This is a genomic window from Pedobacter sp. 22163 (assembly GCF_052045595.1).
GTDB lineage: Bacteria > Bacteroidota > Bacteroidia > Sphingobacteriales > Sphingobacteriaceae > Pedobacter.
The window spans coordinates 323650-345991 of the sequence record NZ_JBQEPM010000006.1; the positions used below are offsets into that span (position 1 = coordinate 323650).

The 22342-nt window shown below is 37.5% G+C and carries 16 protein-coding genes; 10 read left to right on the forward strand and 6 right to left on the reverse strand.

Translation table 11 applies throughout. From position 1 onward, the window contains the following. Positions 1-91: 91 nt before the first annotated feature. On the reverse strand, positions 92-1054 hold the full coding sequence (locus ACTJKN_RS17345; protein WP_440826971.1) for an isopenicillin N synthase family dioxygenase: 963 nt from the start codon (positions 1052-1054) through the stop codon (positions 92-94). A 349-nt stretch (positions 1055-1403) separates the two neighbouring features. Between ACTJKN_RS17345 and msrA the strand changes: the two genes are divergently transcribed. Together msrA and ACTJKN_RS17355 are read left to right on the forward strand one after the other, a co-directional pair. Further along, positions 1404-2003 (forward strand): peptide-methionine (S)-S-oxide reductase MsrA, encoded by a 600-nt coding sequence (msrA, locus tag ACTJKN_RS17350; RefSeq protein ID WP_440826973.1) that lies wholly within the window; start codon positions 1404-1406, stop codon positions 2001-2003. Positions 2004-2076: 73 nt separating this feature from the next. Next, positions 2077-2430 carry a VOC family protein gene (locus tag ACTJKN_RS17355; protein ID WP_440826974.1) on the forward strand — a complete coding sequence of 118 codons (354 nt, stop codon included), beginning with the start codon at positions 2077-2079 and terminating at the stop codon, positions 2428-2430. Positions 2431-2524: 94 nt separating this feature from the next. Here ACTJKN_RS17355 and ACTJKN_RS17360 read toward each other — a convergent pair whose 3' ends face one another. Next, positions 2525-3826 carry a hypothetical protein gene (locus ACTJKN_RS17360; protein WP_440826976.1) on the reverse strand — a complete coding sequence of 434 codons (1302 nt, stop codon included), beginning with the start codon at positions 3824-3826 and terminating at the stop codon, positions 2525-2527. A 385-nt stretch (positions 3827-4211) separates the two neighbouring features. On the opposite strand from ACTJKN_RS17360, the gene ACTJKN_RS17365 reads away from it, so the two are divergent. Next, a complete protein-coding gene (locus ACTJKN_RS17365) occupies positions 4212-5729 on the forward strand; it encodes a malate:quinone oxidoreductase (RefSeq protein ID WP_440826978.1) in 1518 nt (505 codons plus the stop codon). A 616-nt stretch (positions 5730-6345) separates the two neighbouring features. On the opposite strand, the gene ytxJ is transcribed toward ACTJKN_RS17365, so the two are convergent. Together ytxJ and ribH are read right to left on the reverse strand one after the other, a co-directional pair. Next, on the reverse strand, positions 6346-6678 hold the full coding sequence (gene ytxJ, locus ACTJKN_RS17370) for a bacillithiol system redox-active protein YtxJ (protein WP_440826979.1): 333 nt from the start codon (positions 6676-6678) through the stop codon (positions 6346-6348). A gap of 328 nt (positions 6679-7006) precedes the next feature. Further along, entirely contained in the window at positions 7007-7498 is a 492-nt protein-coding gene (gene ribH / locus ACTJKN_RS17375; RefSeq protein ID WP_025145257.1) for a 6,7-dimethyl-8-ribityllumazine synthase, read from the reverse strand. Positions 7499-7662: 164 nt separating this feature from the next. Here ribH and ACTJKN_RS17380 point away from each other — a divergent pair, with 164 nt between their 5' ends. After that, positions 7663-14052, forward strand: a complete 6390-nt coding sequence (locus ACTJKN_RS17380; RefSeq protein ID WP_440826981.1) for an alpha-2-macroglobulin family protein — start codon at positions 7663-7665, stop codon at positions 14050-14052. Positions 14053-14242: 190 nt separating this feature from the next. Here the strand turns inward: ACTJKN_RS17380 and ACTJKN_RS17385 are convergent, their stop codons facing one another. Both ACTJKN_RS17385 and ACTJKN_RS17390 read right to left on the reverse strand, forming a co-directional pair. Continuing rightward, on the reverse strand, positions 14243-14917 hold the full coding sequence (locus ACTJKN_RS17385) for a LytR/AlgR family response regulator transcription factor (protein WP_440826983.1): 675 nt from the start codon (positions 14915-14917) through the stop codon (positions 14243-14245). Positions 14918-15140: 223 nt separating this feature from the next. Further along, positions 15141-16679, reverse strand: coding sequence for a sensor histidine kinase (locus ACTJKN_RS17390; RefSeq protein ID WP_440826985.1), 1539 nt, complete (start codon positions 16677-16679; stop codon positions 15141-15143). 359 nt (positions 16680-17038) lie between these two features. On the opposite strand from ACTJKN_RS17390, the gene ACTJKN_RS17395 reads away from it, so the two are divergent. The 6 genes from ACTJKN_RS17395 to ACTJKN_RS17420 all read left to right on the forward strand — a co-directional run bounded on the left by ACTJKN_RS17395 (position 17039) and on the right by ACTJKN_RS17420 (position 22024). Next, the gene (locus tag ACTJKN_RS17395) at positions 17039-17386 is read left to right on the forward strand and encodes a Spx/MgsR family RNA polymerase-binding regulatory protein (protein WP_029279935.1); all 348 of its coding nucleotides are present in this window, start codon (positions 17039-17041) and stop codon (positions 17384-17386) included. 68 nt (positions 17387-17454) lie between these two features. Beyond that, a complete protein-coding gene (locus ACTJKN_RS17400; RefSeq protein WP_440826987.1) occupies positions 17455-18195 on the forward strand; it encodes a carboxypeptidase-like regulatory domain-containing protein in 741 nt (246 codons plus the stop codon). 116 nt (positions 18196-18311) lie between these two features. Next, the gene (locus ACTJKN_RS17405; protein WP_440826988.1) at positions 18312-20291 is read left to right on the forward strand and encodes a M1 family metallopeptidase; all 1980 of its coding nucleotides are present in this window, start codon (positions 18312-18314) and stop codon (positions 20289-20291) included. 122 nt (positions 20292-20413) lie between these two features. Continuing rightward, positions 20414-20821: a RidA family protein gene (locus ACTJKN_RS17410; RefSeq protein ID WP_440826990.1), complete on the forward strand. Its 408-nt coding sequence runs from the start codon at positions 20414-20416 to the stop codon at positions 20819-20821. A gap of 349 nt (positions 20822-21170) precedes the next feature. Then, on the forward strand, positions 21171-21779 hold the full coding sequence (locus ACTJKN_RS17415) for a class I SAM-dependent methyltransferase (RefSeq protein WP_440826992.1): 609 nt from the start codon (positions 21171-21173) through the stop codon (positions 21777-21779). 23 nt (positions 21780-21802) lie between these two features. Next, on the forward strand, positions 21803-22024 hold the full coding sequence (locus ACTJKN_RS17420) for a VF530 family DNA-binding protein (RefSeq protein ID WP_230144600.1): 222 nt from the start codon (positions 21803-21805) through the stop codon (positions 22022-22024). The last annotated feature ends 318 nt before the right edge of the window (positions 22025-22342 follow it).

A 22342-nucleotide genomic window follows, 5' to 3' on the forward strand; every position in this document is an offset into this window, starting at 1 on the left:
AAAAGCACCGGTTTTGGCCGATGCTTAATTTTTTTTTGAATAAGATTGCCACGTCTCGATGAAGAATCGAGTCTCGCAATGACGATCTTTTTTATTTCTTCAATCCAATTTCTCTTAATCTTTCATCCAAATATTCACCAGCTGTCATATCGCTATAAGCTTTAGGGTGTTCGGCATCAATGGTTGATGGCAAACTTGTTAGATCCATATCGCTACGTGGGTGTAAGAAAAAAGGAACAGAGAAACGAGAGGTTTTCATCAGTTCACGAGGTGGGTTTACCACTCTATGTGTCGTCGATTTTAATTTATTGTTGGTTAAACGCTGTAACATATCGCCTACATTCACCACGATATCAGTATGATGTGCTTTAATTGGCAACCATTCATTGCTGCGGGTTAAAACTTCTAAACCGTCTGCACTGGCACCAATTAATAAGGTAATCAAGTTAATGTCTTCATGCGCACCTGCACGTACCGCATCATCAGGAATGGTTTCAGGATTTTCGATCGGGAAGTAGTGGATACCCCTCAAAATAGAATTTCCGTTATGAACGTGTTTGTCGAAATAATCGATCGGCAATTCCAGGTAAGTAGCAATGGCACGTAATAAATGTGTTCCGTTTTCTTCCAGTTTTTTGTAAATATCACCTGTTACTTTATTAAATTCTGGTAATTCTTCTAAAACTTCATTATCGGGGTATTCATTTTTAACCGGATCACCATCTATTACTTCCTGACCAATCTGCCAGAATTCTTTCAAATCTGGGGTTTTGGCGCCTTTAGCAGTTTCTTTACCTGCACTGGTGTAACCACGTTGACCAGCCAATTCTGGTTTCTCGTATTTCCTTTTAGTTTCAACGGGAAGCGAAAAGGCAGCTTTAATATTTTCATAAAGCTTATCAATTAATTCCTGGCTTAACCCATGGTTGGTAATGGTAACAAAACCCGAATCGTTAAAAGCCCTGCCCAATTCATCAGAAAACTTTTTACGGTCTTCTGCAGAACCATTGATGTAAGAGCCTAAATCTAAACAAGGAATATACGGTGTAGACATAATTTTATATTTAATGTTTTACGAATTTAAAAAGAATTGTTAATAAGTGCATTTCAGTTATGTATTAAGTGTTTAATAAATTAATATACAGTTTTTTAAGTTATTAACAAAATCGGCAAAACAATGTAATAGTCGATTGTCACACTAAATCCATTATAATTTAAACCCAAACTACAGCTTATTTAATTTCGTATAATTAACTAGAAATAACTTGATGAGCTGTAAGGTAAATTGGTTATTTGCGACTAATAAAATAAAACACACAATGAAACCATCATGATTTGCCATCTCAACAATTAGATAAAAAATCATGATAGCTTCATTACATTTAAAAACAAATAAACACACAATGAAAAGAATAATTTTAATTCTATTATCGGTTTTAGCTTTGAACCAAGCGCAGGCACAAGGGAAAAAGACAGAGAAAGCTACATTTGGAATGGGCTGTTTTTGGTGTACTGAAGCCATTTTTCAACGTTTAAAGGGCGTTGTGTCGGTTAAGTCTGGTTATGAAGGCGGTGCTTTAAGCAATCCAACTTATGAGGAGGTATGTACCGGTGCTACCGGGCATGCCGAGGTTTTAGAGATCACTTATAACCCAATGGTGATTTCCTACGATGATTTATTGGAAGTTTTTTGGAAAAGCCACGATCCTACAACATTAAACCGTCAGGGCGCCGATAGTGGTACGCAATATCGCTCAGTTGTTTTTTATCATTCAGCCGAACAAAAAGCTTTGGCAGAAAAATATAAGGCAGAGCTGAATAAAACCAATGCTTATGGCAAAAAAGTGGTAACAGCAATCGAAGCAGCCAAGCCATTTTATGTTGCAGAAAATTATCACCAGAATTATTTCAACAAAAATGGAAGTGAGCCCTATTGTAGATTAGTGATCCAGCCAAAAATAGATAAACTGGAGAAAATATTCAAAGCGAAGCTTAAAAACTGATAAGCGCGCTTGACTAGCCCTGCAATAAACATTGCAGGGCTTTTTGTTATCTTAGAAGTTTAAACTTCTAGCTATGGTAAAAAGAATAGTGCTGAATATCGATACCCAAAAAATTGCTGATGCAGCCAGTTTTTATAAAGATATTTTGGGGCTTGATCTGCTAATGGATCATGGATGGATTGCAACTTATGGTGCGGTAGGACAAAAAATGGATGTGCAGATCAGTTTTGCTGCTGAAGGCGGATCGGGTATGCCAACACCAGATTTATCCATCGAAGTTGAAAATGTTGATGAAATATTGAAGAAGGTGAAAGCCGCCGGATTTCCGATCGAATATGGCCCAACTGATGAACCATGGGGTGTTAGACGGTTTTATACCAGAGATCCTTTTGGTAAATTGGTTAATATTTTAAGTCATCTCGAATAATTCCCCGAATCCTTCTGCTTATGAATTTGTCCTCTTGAGTAGATGCTAAAATCTATCTGTGTGTATCCTTTTTATCTGTGGTTAAAACTTACCATTAGTTCAAAAAACCTTTAGCTTTTTCGAGCAGTTCGCTGCCTTTCTTGCCAATCTCTTTTTTTCCTTTTTCTATAGTTGAAGGCTGAGTATACTCACTCACCGAATTAGAAAGCGCTTTAAACTTGCCTATGCCGGCAAATACTTCTTCGGTATAAGGAACACCCTGTTGTTTCATCAGTTTTTCCCAATCTATTTTCGAGAGCACCGCAATCATGTATTTAGTGGCAATTTTACCGATAAACGCTTTGTCGTATACACCAGTTAGTGCCTTATCTGATTTACGGTCTTTTACATATACCATAGTTTGTTGTAGTGCTTCGCGCTCGCTGTTAGAAAATAGTGGGCTTTTGCTCAGCTTTTCCAATGCTGGAAGCGACTGGTCTGGTTTTTCCTTTTTTAAATTCAGATAAGCGGTTATTCCCCATACCAGTTCGTTTTGGATGCCGAGTTTATTCATGTCGTTTAAAAAAGCCTCAAAATCTTCAAGCGATCTTTCCTCATCAATTTTTCGCTCCATTCTCATTCGGTCAAAACCTCTAAAAAGATAGTTCATGCTATGGAAAGCCAAATGTGTCTGCTCATCGTTTAAACGGCTCCAGCCAAAAAATGATTTGGTGTAAGGGAGTGGGATTTTCTCGTTTTTATCCAGCCATTTAATGTTTCTTGAAAGGCCATCTTCAGATAGATAAAACAGGTTGTTGCTAAAAAACAAGAAACCGCGCACAAATTCTAAAAGTGTTTTAATTTCGCAATCATCCAGCAGTTCAGGTTGAGTTTTAGCACATTCATATAACGCAAAAGGTTGCCCTAAATCTCTGGTGGCCAGTACAGCCATGCTTAAGATGGCATGTTCTACATTTTGATAGTAGGCCTTGTTTGTATCCTTAAAAAATGGTTGCGGCGTTTTTACACCCGTTTTCATTGCGATAAAGCCAGCGGTAAGCAACGGAAAAACATCTTCGTCGGTTTCTTTTACAAATTGTTTAACCGATCGGTATTCTTTATACACCCTTAAGGCGTCTACTACAGAAATGTTTTCATTGTTGTGTGCGTTTACTTTGTTCAGCGTTCTGACAACACTTTGTGCCTGTTTGCTGAATTTCTGATACTCGGGATGGGTGGTATCCTGAACGGCAGTTGAACGGACAGCTATTTTAGCAAATTTATAAAATATGATTTTATCATAATTGATGTTTTCAGCCAGTTTCTTTTTATCAAGTTCGAGTAAAAGCTGATCGGTTTTTTCGCCAGAACAGGCTGCTAAAAATAGTACAAAGCAAAATAAAATTAAATTTTTCATGAGGGCAGGTTTAAACAAATAGATGTGTAAAACTAACACTTTAGGAAGGAATAAAAATGAAAAATACAGATTCTTCTAAATTTAGCGTTTTAGGATATTTCTTAATTATTGAAATTTAAATTTTTTCGAGCGTTTAAAGGTAAAATGATAAATTTTTTAAAGAAATAGCTAGTGTGTTTAGCAAATTAACAATAGGTTCCTGCTGTTAGTTTAATGTTCCGTTTGCTTTGTTATTGACCAAACTATTTTTTGGATTAAAATTTGATTAGAACTTGTCAAAAAGAGAAGAGTATTTCTAATTTTTTAGCAATTTTTTGAGATTTAATGACCTAAAATTCGTGGGATGTTTAAAATCATTCTAAATTTGTAACTCCTTTAAGCTAAGATGACAAAAAAGAAAAAGACAGTTGGTAAAACTGACGCTGATGTAATTTTAATAGGGGCTGGCATCATGAGTGCAACCCTGGGTGTTTTGTTAAAACAATTAGAGCCCAATTTAAGCATAGAAATTTACGAACGTTTAGATATTGCGGCGGCGGAAAGTTCTGATGCCTGGAATAATGCCGGAACGGGACACTCTGCTTTTTGCGAATTAAACTATACACCCGAAAAGAAGGATGGTACGGTTGAAATAAAAAAGGCAGTTCAGATTGCTGAGCATTTTGAAGTTTCCAAGCAATTTTGGTCATATTTAGTGAACAAGGGATTGGTTTCCGATCCTTGTAATTTTATCCGCAATATTCCTCACATGAGTTTTGTTTGGGGGAAAAAGAATGTAGAGTACCTTAAAAAACGCTACGACGCATTAACTCAATGTGATCTGTTTAGCGATATGCAATATACCGAGGATACTGAGCTTGTAAGAAACTGGGCACCTTTAATTATGGATGGCCGTAAAAAGAGCGAAAAAGTTGCAGCTACAAAAATGGATCTGGGAACCGACGTTAACTTCGGAACCTTAACCCGTGATATGTTTAACAACTTAAAGGAACAAAGTAATGTTAATCTGCATTTCAATCACGAAATCCGTGACCTGAAAAAGAATAAAGACGGCAATTGGATTGTAAAAGTTAAAGACTTAGAAACCGGCGATAAACGTAAACGTGTAGCTAAATTTGTATTTATCGGTGCCGGTGGTGGTTCTTTGCCTTTATTGGAAAAATCAGATATTCCTGAAGGAAAAGGTTTTGGCGGTTTCCCTGTAAGTGGGCAATGGCTGAAATGTACCAATGAAGAAATTATTAAAAAACACCATGCAAAGGTATATGGCAAGGCTGCGGTTGGTGCGCCGCCAATGTCAGTCCCACATTTAGATACCAGAATGATTAATGGCAAACAAGCATTGTTGTTTGGTCCTTATGCTGGTTTCTCGACCAAATTCCTTAAAAATGGCTCGTTCCTGGATTTACCAAAATCAATTAAATTTAATAATATCCGCCCAATGCTCTCTGCCGGATTGCATAACCTCGATTTAACAAAATATTTAATTGAGCAGGTTAGGCAGTCGCCAGAAGACAGATTGGAAGCGTTGAAAGAATATTTACCAACTGCCGAACTTAAAGATTGGGAACTTGAATATGCAGGGCAGCGTGTTCAGGTAATTAAAAAAGACGAAAAACAAGGCGGTATTTTAGAGTTTGGTACCGAGGTGGTAAGTGCTGCTGATGGTTCTATTGCGGCTTTGTTGGGCGCTTCTCCTGGTGCATCAACAGCAGTTTCTATTATGCTCGATCTGTTAAACCGTTGCTTCGCGGAAGATTTAGCTACCGACGAATGGCAGGCGAAAATCAGAGAAATGATCCCAACCTATGGAAAAGCCTTAGCTCAGGACCCAGAACTTTGCAAAGAAACCAGAACAAGAACATCGAAAGTATTGAAAATAGAAAATACGGTGGGTGCTTAGGCAATGACACAATAAATCTTGAAAAGGTCCTGATGTAAATCGGGACTTTTTTTGTTTGAGATATTTCCATGGTCTGTGTCCGCACAGACCGTAATGGGATAGGTAGTTGATCATTTGCATCACCAAACGTTCCTACGTTCCTACGGAACGGACACAAATAACAACTGTTATTTGCTACCCACGATGCGTCCCGCTGGGATGCCTAATACGTTATATTGGCTATCGATATCATCCATATTTACCAGAGGGATGGGGTTCATGAATAACATTGAGTAACGGTTTTCTTTCGTTCCGTTAGGAATGTTTAATAGGTAACATATAGGGAAGAGGATTTTTTTCGTTCCATAGGAACGTTTGGTGTGTTTTGCACTGCTCCTTAATTTATAAACCTGATGGGAACGGCAGCTCCCGATTTAGGCCCTATTCTTTTGTTTTTTACGGTTACGGTGTGCTTGCTTGTTCGCAGGTTTCATCGGGACTACAGTGTACAGCAGGACTACAGTAACCGATAGCAAACCGGACCTCGCTTTTCAAAAAATTATGACATATATTCTTACCACGCAAAAGAGGGTATCCAATTGCTTGAATACCCTCTTTTATGAAAAATACTTTATGGTTAAGCCACAATTACTTCTGCAACTTCATCTGCAGAAATATCGCTATGCGACGCTTCCAATACACAATCGCCATCTTTAATCAATAAAATCTGCGGTGATTGGTGCGCTACCTGAAAGATTTCGGCAATCCGGTTGGAAATATCACGATGGCTGATTAAATCTAAAAAGTAAAGTCTCGTGTCAGACGGAATGATGTCCCAATCAAATTCGAAGTTCTTTTTAGCCATTAAACTAATTGAGCAACGTGTGCTGTGCTTAAAAATAAGGCTAAAACCGCTTGCATTCTTGATCTCGTCAAGCTGTTCTATTGAAGTTAAGTTAACCCAAGTCATGATATTATACGTATTGTTTTACAGGACAACAATTACAGTTGAATAAAGTTCTGTAAATGACCTGAATATGAGATTACAAATGAGGTAGATTAATTCCTTCTGCGTTTTCCTTCTGGATAAGATCCGTAAGCAGGACAAAGTTTAGAGGAACAAGATTCTAAAATGGTAATGGTGCAAAACACCGCCAATAGTAAGATGGCTACTTTTTTCATCCGTATATATTGTTATTTCAATGGTGATGAAGCGATCATGAACTAGTCATGATGGTTTCATCGGGATCTGTTAATTTTTAAACTTCTAAGTTACAAATAATTATTAAAACGCAAGTCTAAATTTGAGCCGAAAAATCAGCCATTTTAATCGCTGTAATTGCAGCCTCATCTCCTTTGTTGCCATGTTTGCCACCAGCACGATCTTGTGCCTGCTCTAAGTTATTGGTCGTTAAAACACCAAAAATAACTGGTTTACTGTATTTAATGCCAACATTGGTTACACCTTGTGCTACTGCATCGCAAATAAAATCGAAATGTTTGGTGTCGCCCTGAATCACGCACCCTAAACAGATTACAGCATCGATATCGCTTCTTTTGCTCAATAGGATTTCTGCGCCACCTGTTAATTCGAAACTTCCCGGTACTGGTAAAGAAATTATATTTTCTTCAGCAACACCATTAGCTAATAATGTTTTTAAAGCACCATTGTACAAAGCACCGGTAATTTCGGCATTCCATTCGGCTACAATAATTCCAAATTTATAGTTTGCTCCACTAGGAACGGTGGTGTGAGAGAAATCAGATAGATTTTTTAATTGTGTTGACATGAGGCAAAGATAATGTTATGCTTCGAATGTTAAAAACCTTAATGTTTGTTACTTGTAACATTTAGTCCAGTTATGGTTAGATTAGTATAATAATCAGATAAAATTTTAACCGCTTATGGAATTTTTACGTTCTGCCCATCTATATTAAAACGCAAAGCCATCTTATGAACATATCATTACGTATCTCCGCTTTATTTCTTTTTACCTTTTTGTTTTCTTTCGATGTTTCTGCTCAGCATAAATATACGCTGGCCGATTTTTATCGGGTAGATTCTCTTGCTAACCAGGCCAAACCCAAAGATGCCCTGGCTTTGATCGAAAAAATAAACCAAGCAGCAAAGAAAGAGAACAATGCACCATTGCTGATCAAATCGGTTATCTACCGGATGATGTTTCAAAGCTATTTGGAAGAGCATGCCTTTGATAAAATTTTGGTCGATCTTCGCACAGACATCAGCAATGCCAAGCAACCCGAAAAAAGCATTTTACAGTCGCTTTTAGCCGAAACGTATTGGAATTATCTGCAACAAAACAGGTGGCAAATTGGATCGCGTACACAAGTACAGGGCGATATAGGGAATGACATTAAAACCTGGAGCATTAAAAAACTAAACGAGGAAACGATAAAATACTACCTGTTATCGTTAAAAGAAGCCCAGATTTTGCAACAAACTAAAGTTGATGTTTTGGATGCCGTTTTGGCTGGTGATAAAAATAACCGGAATTACAGACCAACGCTGTATGATCTGCTTGCACACCGGGCCATCGATGTTTTTAGCAACACACAGATAAGCCTTACACAATATGATGATGACTCAATTGATATGAGCAATGCTGCCTGGTTTGGCAACAAGCAGGATTTTTTGGCGATGGAACTCACGAATGATAGTACATTGTTTAAACCGCAGGCTTTGCAGTTGTTTAAAAACCTGATCAGATTTCATCAAAACAGCAATAATTTTTCGGCATTGGCCGATGTTGATTTAAAACGCTTAAAATTTATACAACGAAATTTTAGTGGCGATAATCAGGAATTGTACAATAACGCTTTGAGTAATTTAGCTGAACAAAGCACCCAAACCGAAGTTTATGCCGATATTTTATATGAACAGGCACTTATGCATAAAAATGCGCAATTGCCTGTTGATACCAACAAACAAAGTCTTTTAACAGCCGTTGCTTTAGCCAAAAAAGCTGTTGAGGCCCATCCTAAAAGTATCGGTGCGCAAAATGCAGAAAATTTAATCAAGCAGATTAAAAGCAGCGAATTATCAATTAAAATAAAAGGATATATCCAGCCGGATAAACCTGCACAGTTATTTTTATCATATAAAAATACAGATACAGTACATATAAGGCTGTTTAAAGCGCCCGAACCTCAAAATGATTACGAGCAGTTTAAAAACAAAGATGGCTTTTTAGCTTTTTTTAATGGGAATAACGTAATCAAAAAATGGTTTGTCATTGTACCCAAAACGAGCGATTATCAAAGTCATACCTTAATTGATAAAATAGATGGTTTACCCTTTGGTAATTATACTTTGATTGCCCAAACCATTAACCGTGAACAAAAAGATACTGTTTATAGCAATATTAATTTTAAGGTTACTGCAATGGCTGTAATCAACAGGCGCAATATTGAAAAACATGAATATTTTGTTAGCCACCTTAGCAACGGTGCACCCTTGAAGAATGTTAAAATCCAACAACAGCGATATGACTATAACAAGCGGAAATATATTAATGGCGATTTAATCACCACTAATGAAAATGGTTATGCAACTACAAATGAAACCGACGGGAATATGTCTTTTGCGGTGGCTACTCTTGGAAAAGATGAATTGAAAGTAAACGTCAATAATTATAACACCTATCGGGATGACGATGATAAAGAACGTGTAATACTTTTTACTGACAGACCTATTTACCGGCCGGGGCAAACCATTTACTACAAGGGTATATGCTTGCAATCGAAAGATGGTAAAAATAAAATAGAAGTAAATAAAACACTTGAGGTTTTTTTTAATGATGCCAACGGTAAGGAAATAACTTCGACCAATGTAACGAGCAATGATTTTGGCACTTTTCAAGGATCTTTTAGTATCCCGTTGGGGAAATTAAATGGACAGATGGAAATTGAAACCGATTATGGCAGCATTAATGTACAGGTAGAAGAATATAAACGCCCCACCTTTGAAGTGCTTTTTGATAAGCCTAATCAGCATTACAAACTGAACGACAGCATTAAAGTACAAGGTAAAGCCAGTTCATTTTCAGGATATTCCGTAAATAATGCAAAGGTAAATTATAAGGTTTTCCGCAGGGCGATGTACGATTACCGTTTAACTTACACGCAGCGAAGTGCAATTTATGGCTCAAATATATATAGTGAAAGAAAACAGATTGCCATTGGCAAAACAAATACCAAAGCAGGTGGTAAATTCGATATTACCTTTTTTGCAAGAGCCACCAATACCAAACAGAATTATAGCTACGAAATTGAAACTGAGGTAACGGATTTAAATGGCGAAACCCGAACAAAAACCACAATGATAAATGTGGGGCAAAAAGATATTAATCTTAATGTCAGTACCGAACAGGTTATTTATGTAAGCAACAAAACCGATAGTATCCCATTCTGGGTAACCAATTTAAACAACGAACCCATTAAAGCGAATATTAAGGCCGAATGGAGTTTGTTGCAGGCACCGTCCAGGTTAATAAACAAGAGTCCGTTTTATGCTGAAAACTATACATTAAGTAAAGAGGAGTTTATTAAGCATTTTCCTGATGAGGATTATAACAACGAACTCGAAGTAGCCAAATGGCCAATAAAATCGGTAGAACTAAGGCAAAGCCCGACGGCTAAAGATGGTCGGGGGAGTTTAGCCTTCAATCAAAAAAATCTAAAACCAGGTTATTATAAAATCAATTTAATAGCCATAAACGAGCAGAACGATACCATTAAAGTAGATAAGTATTTGATTATCTATAATGAAGCGCCTGCAACAATACAATCGAATATCGAATGGATTGCTCCTGAAGTAAGCGTAATTAAACCGACTGAAAGTGCTGTTTTCCGCTTGGCAGGCTTAGCCGATAACAGCAGGGCTTATTATGAAGTTTATTATCGTGATAGTATAGCCGAAAAGGTATGGCTTAATCTATCGCCAAAACAAAGTTTTATTAAAATTAAACCGAAAGGTAATTATGAGGATGGTTTTGCCGTACAGTTTACCATGGTACATCAAGGTACGGTTTACGGTTCTATGCAACAGGTTAAAATTATAGATCCGAAAAAAGAATTGGATATCAGGTTTTTAACCTTTAGAAATAAACTTCAGCCAGGCGAAAAAGAAAGCTGGAAACTACAGATCAGTAATAAAAATGGCGAAAAGCAGATGGCTGAAATGGTAGCTACGCTATACGACGCAAGTTTGGACGACCTGAAAAGAATGGATTGGAATACGCAGTTACCAACAAGCTTTAACTATTATTTTTACACTTGGAATTTCAATGTAAATGATGTGGCGAATGCAGGTTATTTATGGTTTTTAAGGCCTAAAGATAACTATGGCTTAATTACACGTGGTTACGAAAATCTTAATTTATTCGGTTACAATTATTACGGCGGTTACAACAATGGTTACCGTAATTATATGAATAATTTACAAAGATCTAAAAGAAAGGGTTTATCTCCCGAAGCTGTAAAAAAACTGGCTGAATTGGAAAAAGGTAAATTAACCTATGGTGTGATATTCGATGAGCATGGCGATGTATTGCCTGGTGTACAGGTGAAGTCTGGCAAAACAGTAACAACCACTAATGTTTTTGGCATTTACACCATTGAAGCTAAAATAGGAGAGACACTGAATTTCGCTTTTATAGGGTATAAAAGATATGCTGTAAAAATTGGCAATAAAAAACGGATAGATGTAACCCTGAAAGAAGATGGGGATGCTTTAAATGAAGTAGTGGTTGTGGGCTATGGGTCGCAGAAAAAGGAGATGACAAGCGCAGCGATACAGATCAGAGGTACAGCTACCTTGCAAGGGAAGGCTGCCGGATTAAGCGCAGCAGCTCCAACAGTTAAAATGTTAAGAGAGGAAGCAGTTGCGGTAGATGATGCTGGAACATATGATTTCGTAAGCATTAATAGCTATGACCCTAAAACTGGTTTAGAAATCGTAAATGGCAAGCCTGTCATCAAAAAACCTAACATTACACCACGTACCAATTTCAACGAACTCGCATTTTTTTATCCACAATTGTTAACTGATGCCAAAGGCGAAATCAAGATCGAGTTTACCATTCCGCAAAGTTTAACACGCTATAAAATGATGGGGTTTGCGCACACCAAAGATTTAAAAACGGCATCCATCACCAACGAATTGGTTACCCAGAAACAATTGGCCATTGCCATTAATGCCCCACGTTTTTTCCGTGAAGGGGATACCATTTTATTAAGCGCCAAACTAAATAACCTGGCGGGCAAAAAACTTATCGGCAATGCCAGTTTAGCACTTACCGATGCCTTAACAGCTAAACCGATCCAGATTTTTGAGGCAAACGAAAAAACCGAAAAAACTTTCGAAGTTGATGATGCAGGCAATACAGTTTTAAAATGGACATTAATTATCCCATCCGGCATTAGTGCCATTACTTATAAAGTTTTGGCCCAAAGTGGCAAGTTTAGCGATGGTGAAGAAAATACCATTCCTGTTTTGGCAAATGCCATGTTGGTTACCGAAAGTATGCCTATAAACGTGCGTGGCAATACCAGTAAAACTTTCGACTTTGTGAAGCTGGAGAAATCAGGCGCTTCAAAAACCTTACGTAACCAAAGTTTAACTTTCGAGTTTACCTCAAATCCCATCTGGTATGCCGTGCAGGCTTTACCTTATTTAATGGAATACCCTTATGAGTGCGCTGAACAAACTTTTAGCCGGTTTTATGCCAATAGTTTTGCAACAGGTATCATGAATTCCTCACCAAAAATTAAAACCGTTTTCGAACAATGGCAAAACACAAATAATGGCGAAGCCCTCTTATCTAAGCTGGAGAAAAACCAGGAGCTTAAATCAATTTTGTTAGAAGAAACACCTTGGGTACGTAATGCCGATAACGAAAACGAGCGTAAAAAACGGTTAGCCATACTTTTCGATTTAAATAGAATGACTTACGAGCTGAAAAACAACTTCGAAAAGTTAGAGAAAATGCAGTTTAACAATGGTGCCTTTCCGTGGTTTAATGGTATGCAGGAAGATCGGTACATTACACAGCACATTGTTTTAGGAATGGGGCAATTGAAAAAACTGAAAATGATTGACGAAAAAGCTTATCCTAATTTTAATGTAATGCTTAACAAAGCCATTATTTATTTAGATGCGCAGCTGGTTAAAGATTATAAGGATGAAGTGAAAGGAAAACGTTTTGCCTATTTGCCATTGCACTATCTATTTGCAAGAAGCTACACTTATCAAAAAAACAACAATGCAGATTTTTTAAAGGCTAAAGATTTCTATCTGAAAAAATTAACAGCGGGCTGGAAAACCTTTGATACTTACCAGTTGGCACAAACCGCCTTGGTTTTAAATAGAAACGGCAATGAGGTAGAAGCCAAAAAAATCATTACGTTATTAAATCAAACTGCTCAGCAAAATGATGAACTGGGCATGTACTGGGCTACAAATAAAGCTGGCTGGTGGTGGTACCAAAGTCCGATAGAAACGCAGGCTTTATTAATAGAGGCTTTCGACGAAGTGACTAACGATGACAAATCGGTGGAGGAAATGAAAATCTGGTTGCTCAAAAACAAACAGACGAACGATTGGAAAACAACTAAAGCAACTGCGGCGGCGTGTTATGCATTGCTAATGAAAGGAACTGACCTTTTAACAGAGCATAATGAACCTGAAATAACTATTGGCGGTCAAAAAATAGCAGATCTGCAACAGCCTAATGCCGTAAAAGAAGCAGGAACGGGTTATCAAAAATTAACCATTGCAGCGGCTAATGTAAGACCAGAGATGGGGAAAGTACAGGTTAAAAACAACAACCAAACGGTAGCCTGGGGCGCAATGTACTGGCAATATTTTGAGCAACTGGATAAAATTACGCCGGCCAACACAGGCGTTAAAATCAACAAACAATTGTTTGTTCAAAAAGCTAGCGCAAAAGGCGATGTTTTAACTCCGCTTACGACAACCAATATTTTGGCCCCTGGCGATTTGTTGAAAGTACGTATTGAAATTTATTGTGATCGGGATATGGAATATATTCATTTGAAAGATATGCGTTCATCGGGTTTTGAACCAGTAAACGTAATCTCCAGGTATAAATATCAGGATGGTTTAGGTTATTACGAAAGTACAAAAGATGCTTCAACCAATTTTTTTATCAGTTATATGCCTAAGGGAACCTATGTATTTGAATATCCTTTGCGGGTTACGCATGCCGGAAATTTTTCAAATGGAATTACCTCTTTACAAAGCATGTATGCACCAGAGTTTACTACCCATTCAGCAGGAATTAGGGTAAATGTAAAGCCTTAAGATGTTGCCGTTACCCTGACCTGTAGCGAGGCGGAAAGCTACGGAGTAAAGCGAGCTCACCGAAGGTAATTTATTTCATGGTCTAACTAATAAAGCACAAACCTCGCAGGTTTAACTCGTTACTTAACTTATTTTTAAAGGTCTCGTTGAGGGCTAAAGCCGTTTAAAAACCTGTGAGGTTTAAATGGCATTAAGTAAGTTTAATACTGGTATAGGTTGCACCTATAGGAATAATTTTTTCTCCAATCCAAATCTGGCTGCGGTCAAATTTGGATATTTTATTTTTAGCTACAATAAAAGCCCGGTGACAGCGAATGAAATCTGCTTTTGGCAACAATTCAGCCAAATCATTAATGGTGATCCTCGAGCTTAAAAGTTTGTCTTTAAGTTGGATCTGCGTATAGTTGCCTGAGGCCTCTACATAAAGAATTTCCTCCAACTCTACCTTAATTTGCTCGTAACCATCTTTTACGAAAATATATGCTGTTTTTGTTTCCTGTTTCTGGTTGCGCAGGTTAAAAAGTTCCTGGGCTTTATTGCAAGCCTTTAAGAAACGTGAGAGTGAGAAAGGTTTTAGCAGATAATCTACAGCATCGAGTTCAAAACTCTGCACAGCATGCTCTGTGTAAGCCGTTGTAAAAATTACCATTGGTGGCTTGCTCAAACTCTTTAAAAAATCAATTCCACTGATATCTGGCATTTTGATATCCAGAAAAATTAAATCAACCTTGTTCTGCTGAAGATAGCTGATGGCTGCAAAGGCATCAGTAAAAGTTTGTTGCAATGTTACAAACGGAACTTTTGAGGCATGCGATTTTATAATCTCTAATGCAATCGGTTCATCATCTATAGCAATGGCAATCATTTTTTATTTGTTCTTTGTGTTTTTCTCTTCTGTCAGGCTGACGAAGGGATCATCTCCAGTAGCTCAAAGGAGATCGTCATTTCGACCGTAACGGAGAAATCTTTTAAAAACTTCGGTCAAAGATTTCTCCATTACGCTGCGCTCCAGTCGAAATGACGAATCGCCCAAATTTATCAATTTAAATTATTTACTCGTTTATTTGATTTCTGAAAGATACGTATCACTAATCCAACTGCAAAGTTAAATGAACAAAAAACTCATTGGCACTTTCACGGATAATCAATTCATGTTTTCCGTAATAAAGCAATGATAAACGTTGTTTAACATTTTCTAGTCCGATGCCACTTTTTAATTTCTCGGGGTCATTATCTGCCTTAATGTAAATGCTGTTGCTTACATCAAAATACAAAGTTTTTTCTTTGGTTTGCAAGGTAATTTTAATGTACGAAGGCTGTTGCAAACTAATACCATGTTTAAATGCATTTTCAATAAATGGAATCAACAGCATCGGCGTAATCTGCAGGTTATTTAACTGCTCTTCAATATGCGTATCAATCCTGATATCTGCAGAGCGGGAGGTGCGCAGCTTTTGTAAATCAATATAGTTGTTCAGGTATTCTACCTCGCGGGTTAACGAAATTTTATCCTGGGTATTTTCATGGAGCATAAAGCGCATCATATCGCCCAGTTTCTGGATCCCTTCGCCTGTTCTTTCTGCATTTTCCTGCAAAGCTGTTCCGAATAAGGTATTTAAAGCATTGAACAAGAAGTGTGGATTAATTTGCGATTTTAAGAAATTTAGGTTTGCATCCGATTTGCCCAACTCCGTTTTGAGCATCTGAATTTCGCTCTGTTTTTCAAATTTATGTTTGTAAATATACCATGCAGATGGCGTAGTAATGCAGATTAAGCATATTGCGTTTAAAAGTAAGGTAATCGGCACGACAGCACCATTGCGCATAAAAGGGATAAGGACGATTAAGAGCAGGAGTGAGAGGATAATGGTTAAACCAACATTTCCCCAAAAATACCGACCAAAACCTTTAAAATCCTTTCTGAGGTTTGGAATAACGTAATAAATAGAGCAAAAAGCTAGAAAGATATTTACCGGTGGTACAATTACCCAAACGATCAGTATTTCGTAATCGATTCTTACCGAAAGTACGGCTGCAAAAATCATAAGCGAAATCAGCCAGATTTTGGTACTTACAAAGAGTTCTGGAACAATGTTGTTATGGTAATTTTTTAATACCGGGATTCTTTTTAGTAATTCTAAGCCCCGTTCATTAAAATAGGCATAAGCATTAAAGAGTAGATATAAAAAGAAAATATAAGTAAAAGCTTCGCCAAAAAAGATCCCGTAAGCGTTGTCAATGTTGTCATATTCAACCAACCTGTATGCTTGAGAATAGGTATTGTAAACCATCCACGCAACTACAGAGAACGCTGTGACTAAAACCGTAAGAATAAGATTAAGTGTGATGTTATTCTTATTTGCAAGTTGGGGCATGAGGCAAAAATTGAACAATAAAAAGCTGATATATAAACTGGTGATCTTAAATAATTCTGGAATAAAGAAGTTTGCCATTACACTATAATCAATACCGCTTTCTTCAAAACGATAAGAATTGCCCGAGTTATAGATTGTGGATGAGCAGATACCAATTAGGGCCAGCACATATAGTGTTGTAGAAATCCAAAACTCAAGCTGGTTGATACTTTTGGTTTTTATTGTAGATGGGTTACCTGATAGAATTACCATTTGATTTAGTTTATACCACAATTTTACGAAGAGAATTTACATCTATATTTAAAATGTGATGGATTGGCCAAAAAATGGGATGAATGAATAGGGGTTTTAGGATTATTTGAATTTAAGATCGGTTTTTTAGCGTTGTCAACTTTCTTCGTTGTGCTGTCAGATGTTACTATCTCACTGATAGTTGGATTCATACCCAAATGAATAATTACGATTAGTATCAGATAGAAATATCTGACACCATAATAAAACAATCATCTTGAAAATATTAAGTATAAAGCTAAACAGTTTATTAACTTTGCTTGTACATTCAGTCATTCAATCAATCATTCATTCAATAATTAAATATCCATTCATTCAATATGACCGTTTACGGAATTCCAAATTGCAATACAGTTAAAAAATCGCTCGATTGGTTAAAAGCACATCAGGTTGATTTTGAATTTCACGATTTTAAGAAAAAAGGCATTACAACTGAAAAATTAAATGAATGGTGTAATACCTTCGGTTGGGAAACGGTATTAAACCGCAAAGGTTTAACCTGGAAAAAACTAACTAAAGAAGAGCAGGCTAAAATTGATAACCAAGATTTGGCGATAGCTTATTTAAAAGAAAATACCAGCGCAATAAAACGTCCGATTATTGAGCAGAACAACAAAGCCATATTAATTGGATTTGATGATGACAATTATTTAAAAACACTAGCCTAATTCAATTGTTCTAATGTTAAAGTTTGTTAAATGCAGCTTTTAAATGTCGAACTAAGTTACTTTTGAGTATGTACAAACTGATCATTTTTCTATTGCTTGCCTTGCCAATTGGCGTTTTTGCACAAACGGTAACTACAGGTACGGTTTTCGATTACTCGAAAAAAACGCTTTCTCTTCCTGGTGTTAGCATCAGAAATCTGAACAGTAAAAAATCAACCAGTACAAATAAAGAAGGTAGATATACCATTAGTGCCAATATTGGCGATCTTTTAGAGTTTTCTGCCGTTGGCTATCATACCGATACGCTGTACTTAACCAATCTGTTAAATAGAACAATATATCTTCCGGTTAAATCGAACAGTTTAAAAGATGTAGATATTACAGCAGTGCGAATGAATAGTCAGGTTACGGATGCGAAAGATCCATTAGCAGAAAAATATACACTATTGAGTACAGGTGGAAATCTAAACCGTAAACGTATGACCGACAAGGTTGGGGGCTTAAACCTAAACCTTGGCTATGGTAAATATAGAAGACAACAACGAAAAGAGGCCGATCTAGAGGAAAAGGAAATGTATCTCCAGGAAATTGATGAGAACTTTACCGCAAAGGCCATTACAGATATGACCAAGCTAGAGGGTGAGGAACTTAAAAACTTCATGATTATTTATCGTCCCTCAGTAGAGGCTGTAAAGGCAGAAAGGCCATACCGTTATGCTTATTATATTTCCCGTGCCTTTGTAGCGTGGAAAAAATTGACACCGCAAGAAAGAAAACTCCAGGATCTACCCAAATTAAAGGCGAATTAATATTCGGTTATTACTATCGGTACATTATAACCATCATTGGTAACATTATAACCACATATAAATCTATATGTGGTTATTTTTTATATTTACCGCCTGATTACAACCTTATTATTATCATGAAATTGACTAAACTAATAACTTTATGTTTGGTTTGTTGCGTTTTTGCCTTTTCTGCATCGGCCCAACAAGCTACAACACCAGCTACCAATTATAACCCTGCTGAAGCCTTTGGACCATTATTTTATACACAAAACGGGAACGAGTTCCGTTCTGCAATTGGCGCACCCGGCCCAAAATATTGGCAAAACCGCGTTGATTACAACATTACTGCTAATCTCGATGAAGCAAAAAATATAGTTACCGGTACCGTTACCATTACTTACAAAAATAACAGCCCCGATAAATTGCCCTATTTATGGCTGCAATTAGACCAGAATACTTTTAAAGAAACTTCACGTGGCTATGCCATTACGCCAGCGCGTAGCCGTTATGGTGCACAAGGTGAAAAATTTGATGGTGGTTATAAAATCCAGAACATCAGTGTATCGCAAAAAGCTGCTGCTGTAAAATTTACTTCTTTGGTAGAAGATACGCGCATGCAGATCCGTTTAGACCAACCAATGGCAGCCAATGGCGATATTGTAACAATTAAAATGGATTATTCTTTTGTTGTACCAAAAGAGGGATCGGACAGAACAGGACATTTAACTACAACGAATGGTGAAATTTTTGCCATTGCACAGTGGTTTCCACGTATGTGTGTGTATGATGATGTGCTAGGATGGAATACTTTGCCTTACTGGGGCGGTGGCGAATTTTATTGCGAGTATGGTGATATTAATTTTGCCATTACCGCACCGGCAAGCCATATCGTAATGGGCTCGGGCGAATTATTAAACCCTGCCGAAGTTTTTACACCAGAACAATTAAAAAGATGGAATGCCGCTAAACTTAGCGATGCTACCGTTCACATCCGTACAGAAGAAGAGGTAACAGATCCAAAATCCCGTCCGGCGAAAGATAAATTAACCTGGAGATTTAAAATCTTAAATGCACGTGATGCGGCCTGGGCTTCATCTAAATCTTTTGTGTTAGATGCAGCAAGAATCAATTTACCAAGCGGAAAAAAATCTTTGGCCGTTTCTGCTCAACCAGTAGAAAGCAACGGTGTTGATGCGTATGGCCGTGGTGTAGAATATGTAAAATCTACCATCGAACACTATTCAACCAAATGGTTCGAATATCCATATCCAATGGCGGTTAATGTGGCTACCAATGTTGGTGGCATGGAATATCCTGGTATTGTTTTTTGTGGTTGGAAAGCTAAAAAAGCAGGTGCCTGGGGTGTAATCGATCATGAATTTGGTCATACCTGGTTCCCGATGATTGTAGGCTCTAACGAACGTAAATATGGTTGGATGGATGAAGGCTTTAATACCTTTATCAACGGTATTTCTAAAAGTAATTTTAATAAAGGCGAGTATGCTGCCCAGCCAACCGATATGAATAAAGTTGGTAAAAGCACCATCGGAAATCCGGTTTATGAAAACATGATGTTAATGCCCGATGGTATGGCAGAACGTAATATAGGTGTTAATTTATATTATAAACCCGGATGGGGCTTAGATATCCTGAGAAATCAGATTTTAGGTGAAGATCGTTTTGATTATGCTTTCCGTCAATACATTAAAAACTGGGCATTTAAACATCCAACCCCATTTGATTTCTTTCGTTCAATGGAGAATGGTGCTGGCGAAGATTTAGCCTGGTTTTGGAGAAGCTGGTGGTTAAACAACTGGAAAATGGATCAGGGTATTGCTGGTGTTGAGGCCGTTAAGCAAGACGATAAATTGGTGGGCTATGCGATTAAAGTTGTAAACCTGGAGAAAATGCCAATGCCAATTATCCTGCAGGTTAAAACTAAAAGCGGTAAAACGGATATTATAAAAGTTCCGGTTGATGTTTGGATGAAAAACGCGACTTGGTTGGTACGTTATCCAACAACTGAAGAGATCGAATCAGTTACTTTAGATCCTAATAAAGTATTGCCAGATTCGAATACAGATAATAATACCTGGACAGCTACAGGTAACTAATTTAGCCTGATTAATAAATTATAGCCTCCTGATTTTAAAAGATCAGGAGGTTTTTATTGCAAACAACCGACGGTTTACTATTTCTTATCGAATAATTTAGCACCAGTTAATTTTATTAGCAAATGGAAAAACCTAATTTAGAAATCAGTAACCCGGCAGGCATATACGATCCCCGTCCACATGGATATTCCCACGTTGCTTCTGTTTCAGTCAACTCCTCACTTGTGTTTGTTGCAGGCCAGGGTGGTAGCAGAACAGATGGCGTACTGAGTGATGATTTCAGGACACAGGTAAGTATTGTATTCGAAAATATAGCTTTGGCTTTAAAAAGTAAAAGCTTAAACATGGGCAATATTGCAAAGTTGACAACATTGGTGGTTGATTATGATGAGGTGAAACATGAAATCCTGATCGAAGAATCTAACAAAATATGGCCTGATCAGAAATTTCCTGTAAACACGCTTATTCCGGTACAAAGATTGGCCTTAATTGGCATGTTGATCGAAATTGATGCTACGGCTATTGGCTAATTTATAAACTGATGTTGTGTGTTTTTGGAAATGAAGGGTTCGTTCTCCTGGAGGTTTTTAGTCCCGCTCATTTCCGTTCAAAGTCCTCGCTGCGCTGCGGGCTTCCACTTCATCCGATAGCTATAGGATCAGGTTTAGAAACATCGCTTCGATGCCTTGGCACCATGCTAGGAGCAGACCTTTCATCCTAAACCTGATAGTAGCGGGCATCCCGATTCTTCATCGGGATAAAGCGGACGGCAGGGCTGCATTTGCCAAGAACCATTGTACGTTTGTTTCCAAAAAAAATATGGCCATAATTAATTTGATGTTGCGAAAGCATGAATAATAAATTGAAAAAATTATACAGATGGAAAAAGGAGAGCGTAAAAATGTTTATAAGGCTTACAATAAGATGGGTAAATGGTTTGCCGAAAACCGCTATGCGGGTTTAGAGGAGAAAACCTATTTAGACGATTTACTTAAGCGGTTGCCGCTAAATGCAAGTATTTTAGATTTGGGCTGCGGCAGCGGAAAACCTATATTGGAATATCTGATCAGTCAAAATGTAAACGTTCTCGGAATCGATGCCAGTGAGCAGATGTTAGAATTGGCCAAACTAAATTTTCCAGACACACAGTTTATGCTGAAAGATATGCGTAAACTTGATTTAGATGAAAAATTCGATGCAATAATTGCCTGGCACAGTTTTTTTCATCTCCCAGCAGCCGATCAGCCTGGCATGTTCAGTATTTTTAGGCGTCACCTTAAATCGAATGGTATTTTGTTGTTTACCTCGGGAACGGATAGAGGAGAGGTTTGGGGGATGAACGGTGGTGAAAACTTATTTCATGATTCTTTAGATACAGAGGAATATCGATCATTGCTTGAATCCAATCATTTTGAAGTGCTTAGCCATGTAATAAATGACCCTGCTTGTGGCGGCGCAAATGTTTGGATGGCACAATATAAACCCTGATAATTTTGCCTTAACTTTGCAGCATGGCCGAACAGCAAAAAAACAATCCCTTACACGGTATCACCTTAGAAAAAATTGTAACCGATCTTCAGCTACACTACGGCTGGGAAAAACTGGGGTCACTGATCAGGATCGATTGTTTTAATAATAATCAAACTATAAAATCGAGTTTAAAATTTTTAAGAAGAATGCCCTGGGCGCGTAAAAAGGTAGAAGAATTATATCTTGATACGTTTCATAAATGAGATCTAATGGTTGAATGAGTGAATTTTGAATGAGTAAATGTGCTAGTGATCAAATCCAACATTTCATCAATCAGTCATCCAGCAGTTTCTTCACTCAATCCTGCTCTCATTCAATAATTCCGTCATTCACTCATTCAATAATTATCTCACCTTGCAACCTTTCCTTTGAAACGCTCAATAATCAAAGCCCTCAGACTTCCGAAGTTTTAAAGGCCTGCGCAGGAGCAAACTTTGTAAGTCGGTCCGACTGGGGAGGGATTTTTAAAAAAAAAATCTTTTTTCTTGTCACATTTTAATTTTTTTGGTGTCTTATAGTTG

What these genes read in the sequence shown, in the direction of transcription:
- ACTJKN_RS17345 (WP_440826971.1), bottom strand. Translation starts at nt 1,054, where the DNA reads ATGTCTACACCGTATATTCCTTGTTTAGATTTAGGCTCTTACATCAAT.
- msrA (WP_440826973.1), top strand. Translation starts at nt 1,404, where the DNA reads ATGAAAAGAATAATTTTAATTCTATTATCGGTTTTAGCTTTGAACCAA.
- ACTJKN_RS17355 (WP_440826974.1), top strand. Translation starts at nt 2,077, where the DNA reads ATGGTAAAAAGAATAGTGCTGAATATCGATACCCAAAAAATTGCTGAT.
- ACTJKN_RS17360 (WP_440826976.1), bottom strand. Translation starts at nt 3,826, where the DNA reads ATGAAAAATTTAATTTTATTTTGCTTTGTACTATTTTTAGCAGCCTGT.
- ACTJKN_RS17365 (WP_440826978.1), top strand. Translation starts at nt 4,212, where the DNA reads ATGACAAAAAAGAAAAAGACAGTTGGTAAAACTGACGCTGATGTAATT.
- ytxJ (WP_440826979.1), bottom strand. Translation starts at nt 6,678, where the DNA reads ATGACTTGGGTTAACTTAACTTCAATAGAACAGCTTGACGAGATCAAG.
- ribH (WP_025145257.1), bottom strand. Translation starts at nt 7,498, where the DNA reads ATGTCAACACAATTAAAAAATCTATCTGATTTCTCTCACACCACCGTT.
- ACTJKN_RS17380 (WP_440826981.1), top strand. Translation starts at nt 7,663, where the DNA reads ATGAACATATCATTACGTATCTCCGCTTTATTTCTTTTTACCTTTTTG.
- ACTJKN_RS17385 (WP_440826983.1), bottom strand. Translation starts at nt 14,917, where the DNA reads ATGATTGCCATTGCTATAGATGATGAACCGATTGCATTAGAGATTATA.
- ACTJKN_RS17390 (WP_440826985.1), bottom strand. Translation starts at nt 16,679, where the DNA reads ATGGTAATTCTATCAGGTAACCCATCTACAATAAAAACCAAAAGTATC.
- ACTJKN_RS17395 (WP_029279935.1), top strand. Translation starts at nt 17,039, where the DNA reads ATGACCGTTTACGGAATTCCAAATTGCAATACAGTTAAAAAATCGCTC.
- ACTJKN_RS17400 (WP_440826987.1), top strand. Translation starts at nt 17,455, where the DNA reads ATGTACAAACTGATCATTTTTCTATTGCTTGCCTTGCCAATTGGCGTT.
- ACTJKN_RS17405 (WP_440826988.1), top strand. Translation starts at nt 18,312, where the DNA reads ATGAAATTGACTAAACTAATAACTTTATGTTTGGTTTGTTGCGTTTTT.
- ACTJKN_RS17410 (WP_440826990.1), top strand. Translation starts at nt 20,414, where the DNA reads ATGGAAAAACCTAATTTAGAAATCAGTAACCCGGCAGGCATATACGAT.
- ACTJKN_RS17415 (WP_440826992.1), top strand. Translation starts at nt 21,171, where the DNA reads ATGGAAAAAGGAGAGCGTAAAAATGTTTATAAGGCTTACAATAAGATG.
- ACTJKN_RS17420 (WP_230144600.1), top strand. Translation starts at nt 21,803, where the DNA reads ATGGCCGAACAGCAAAAAAACAATCCCTTACACGGTATCACCTTAGAA.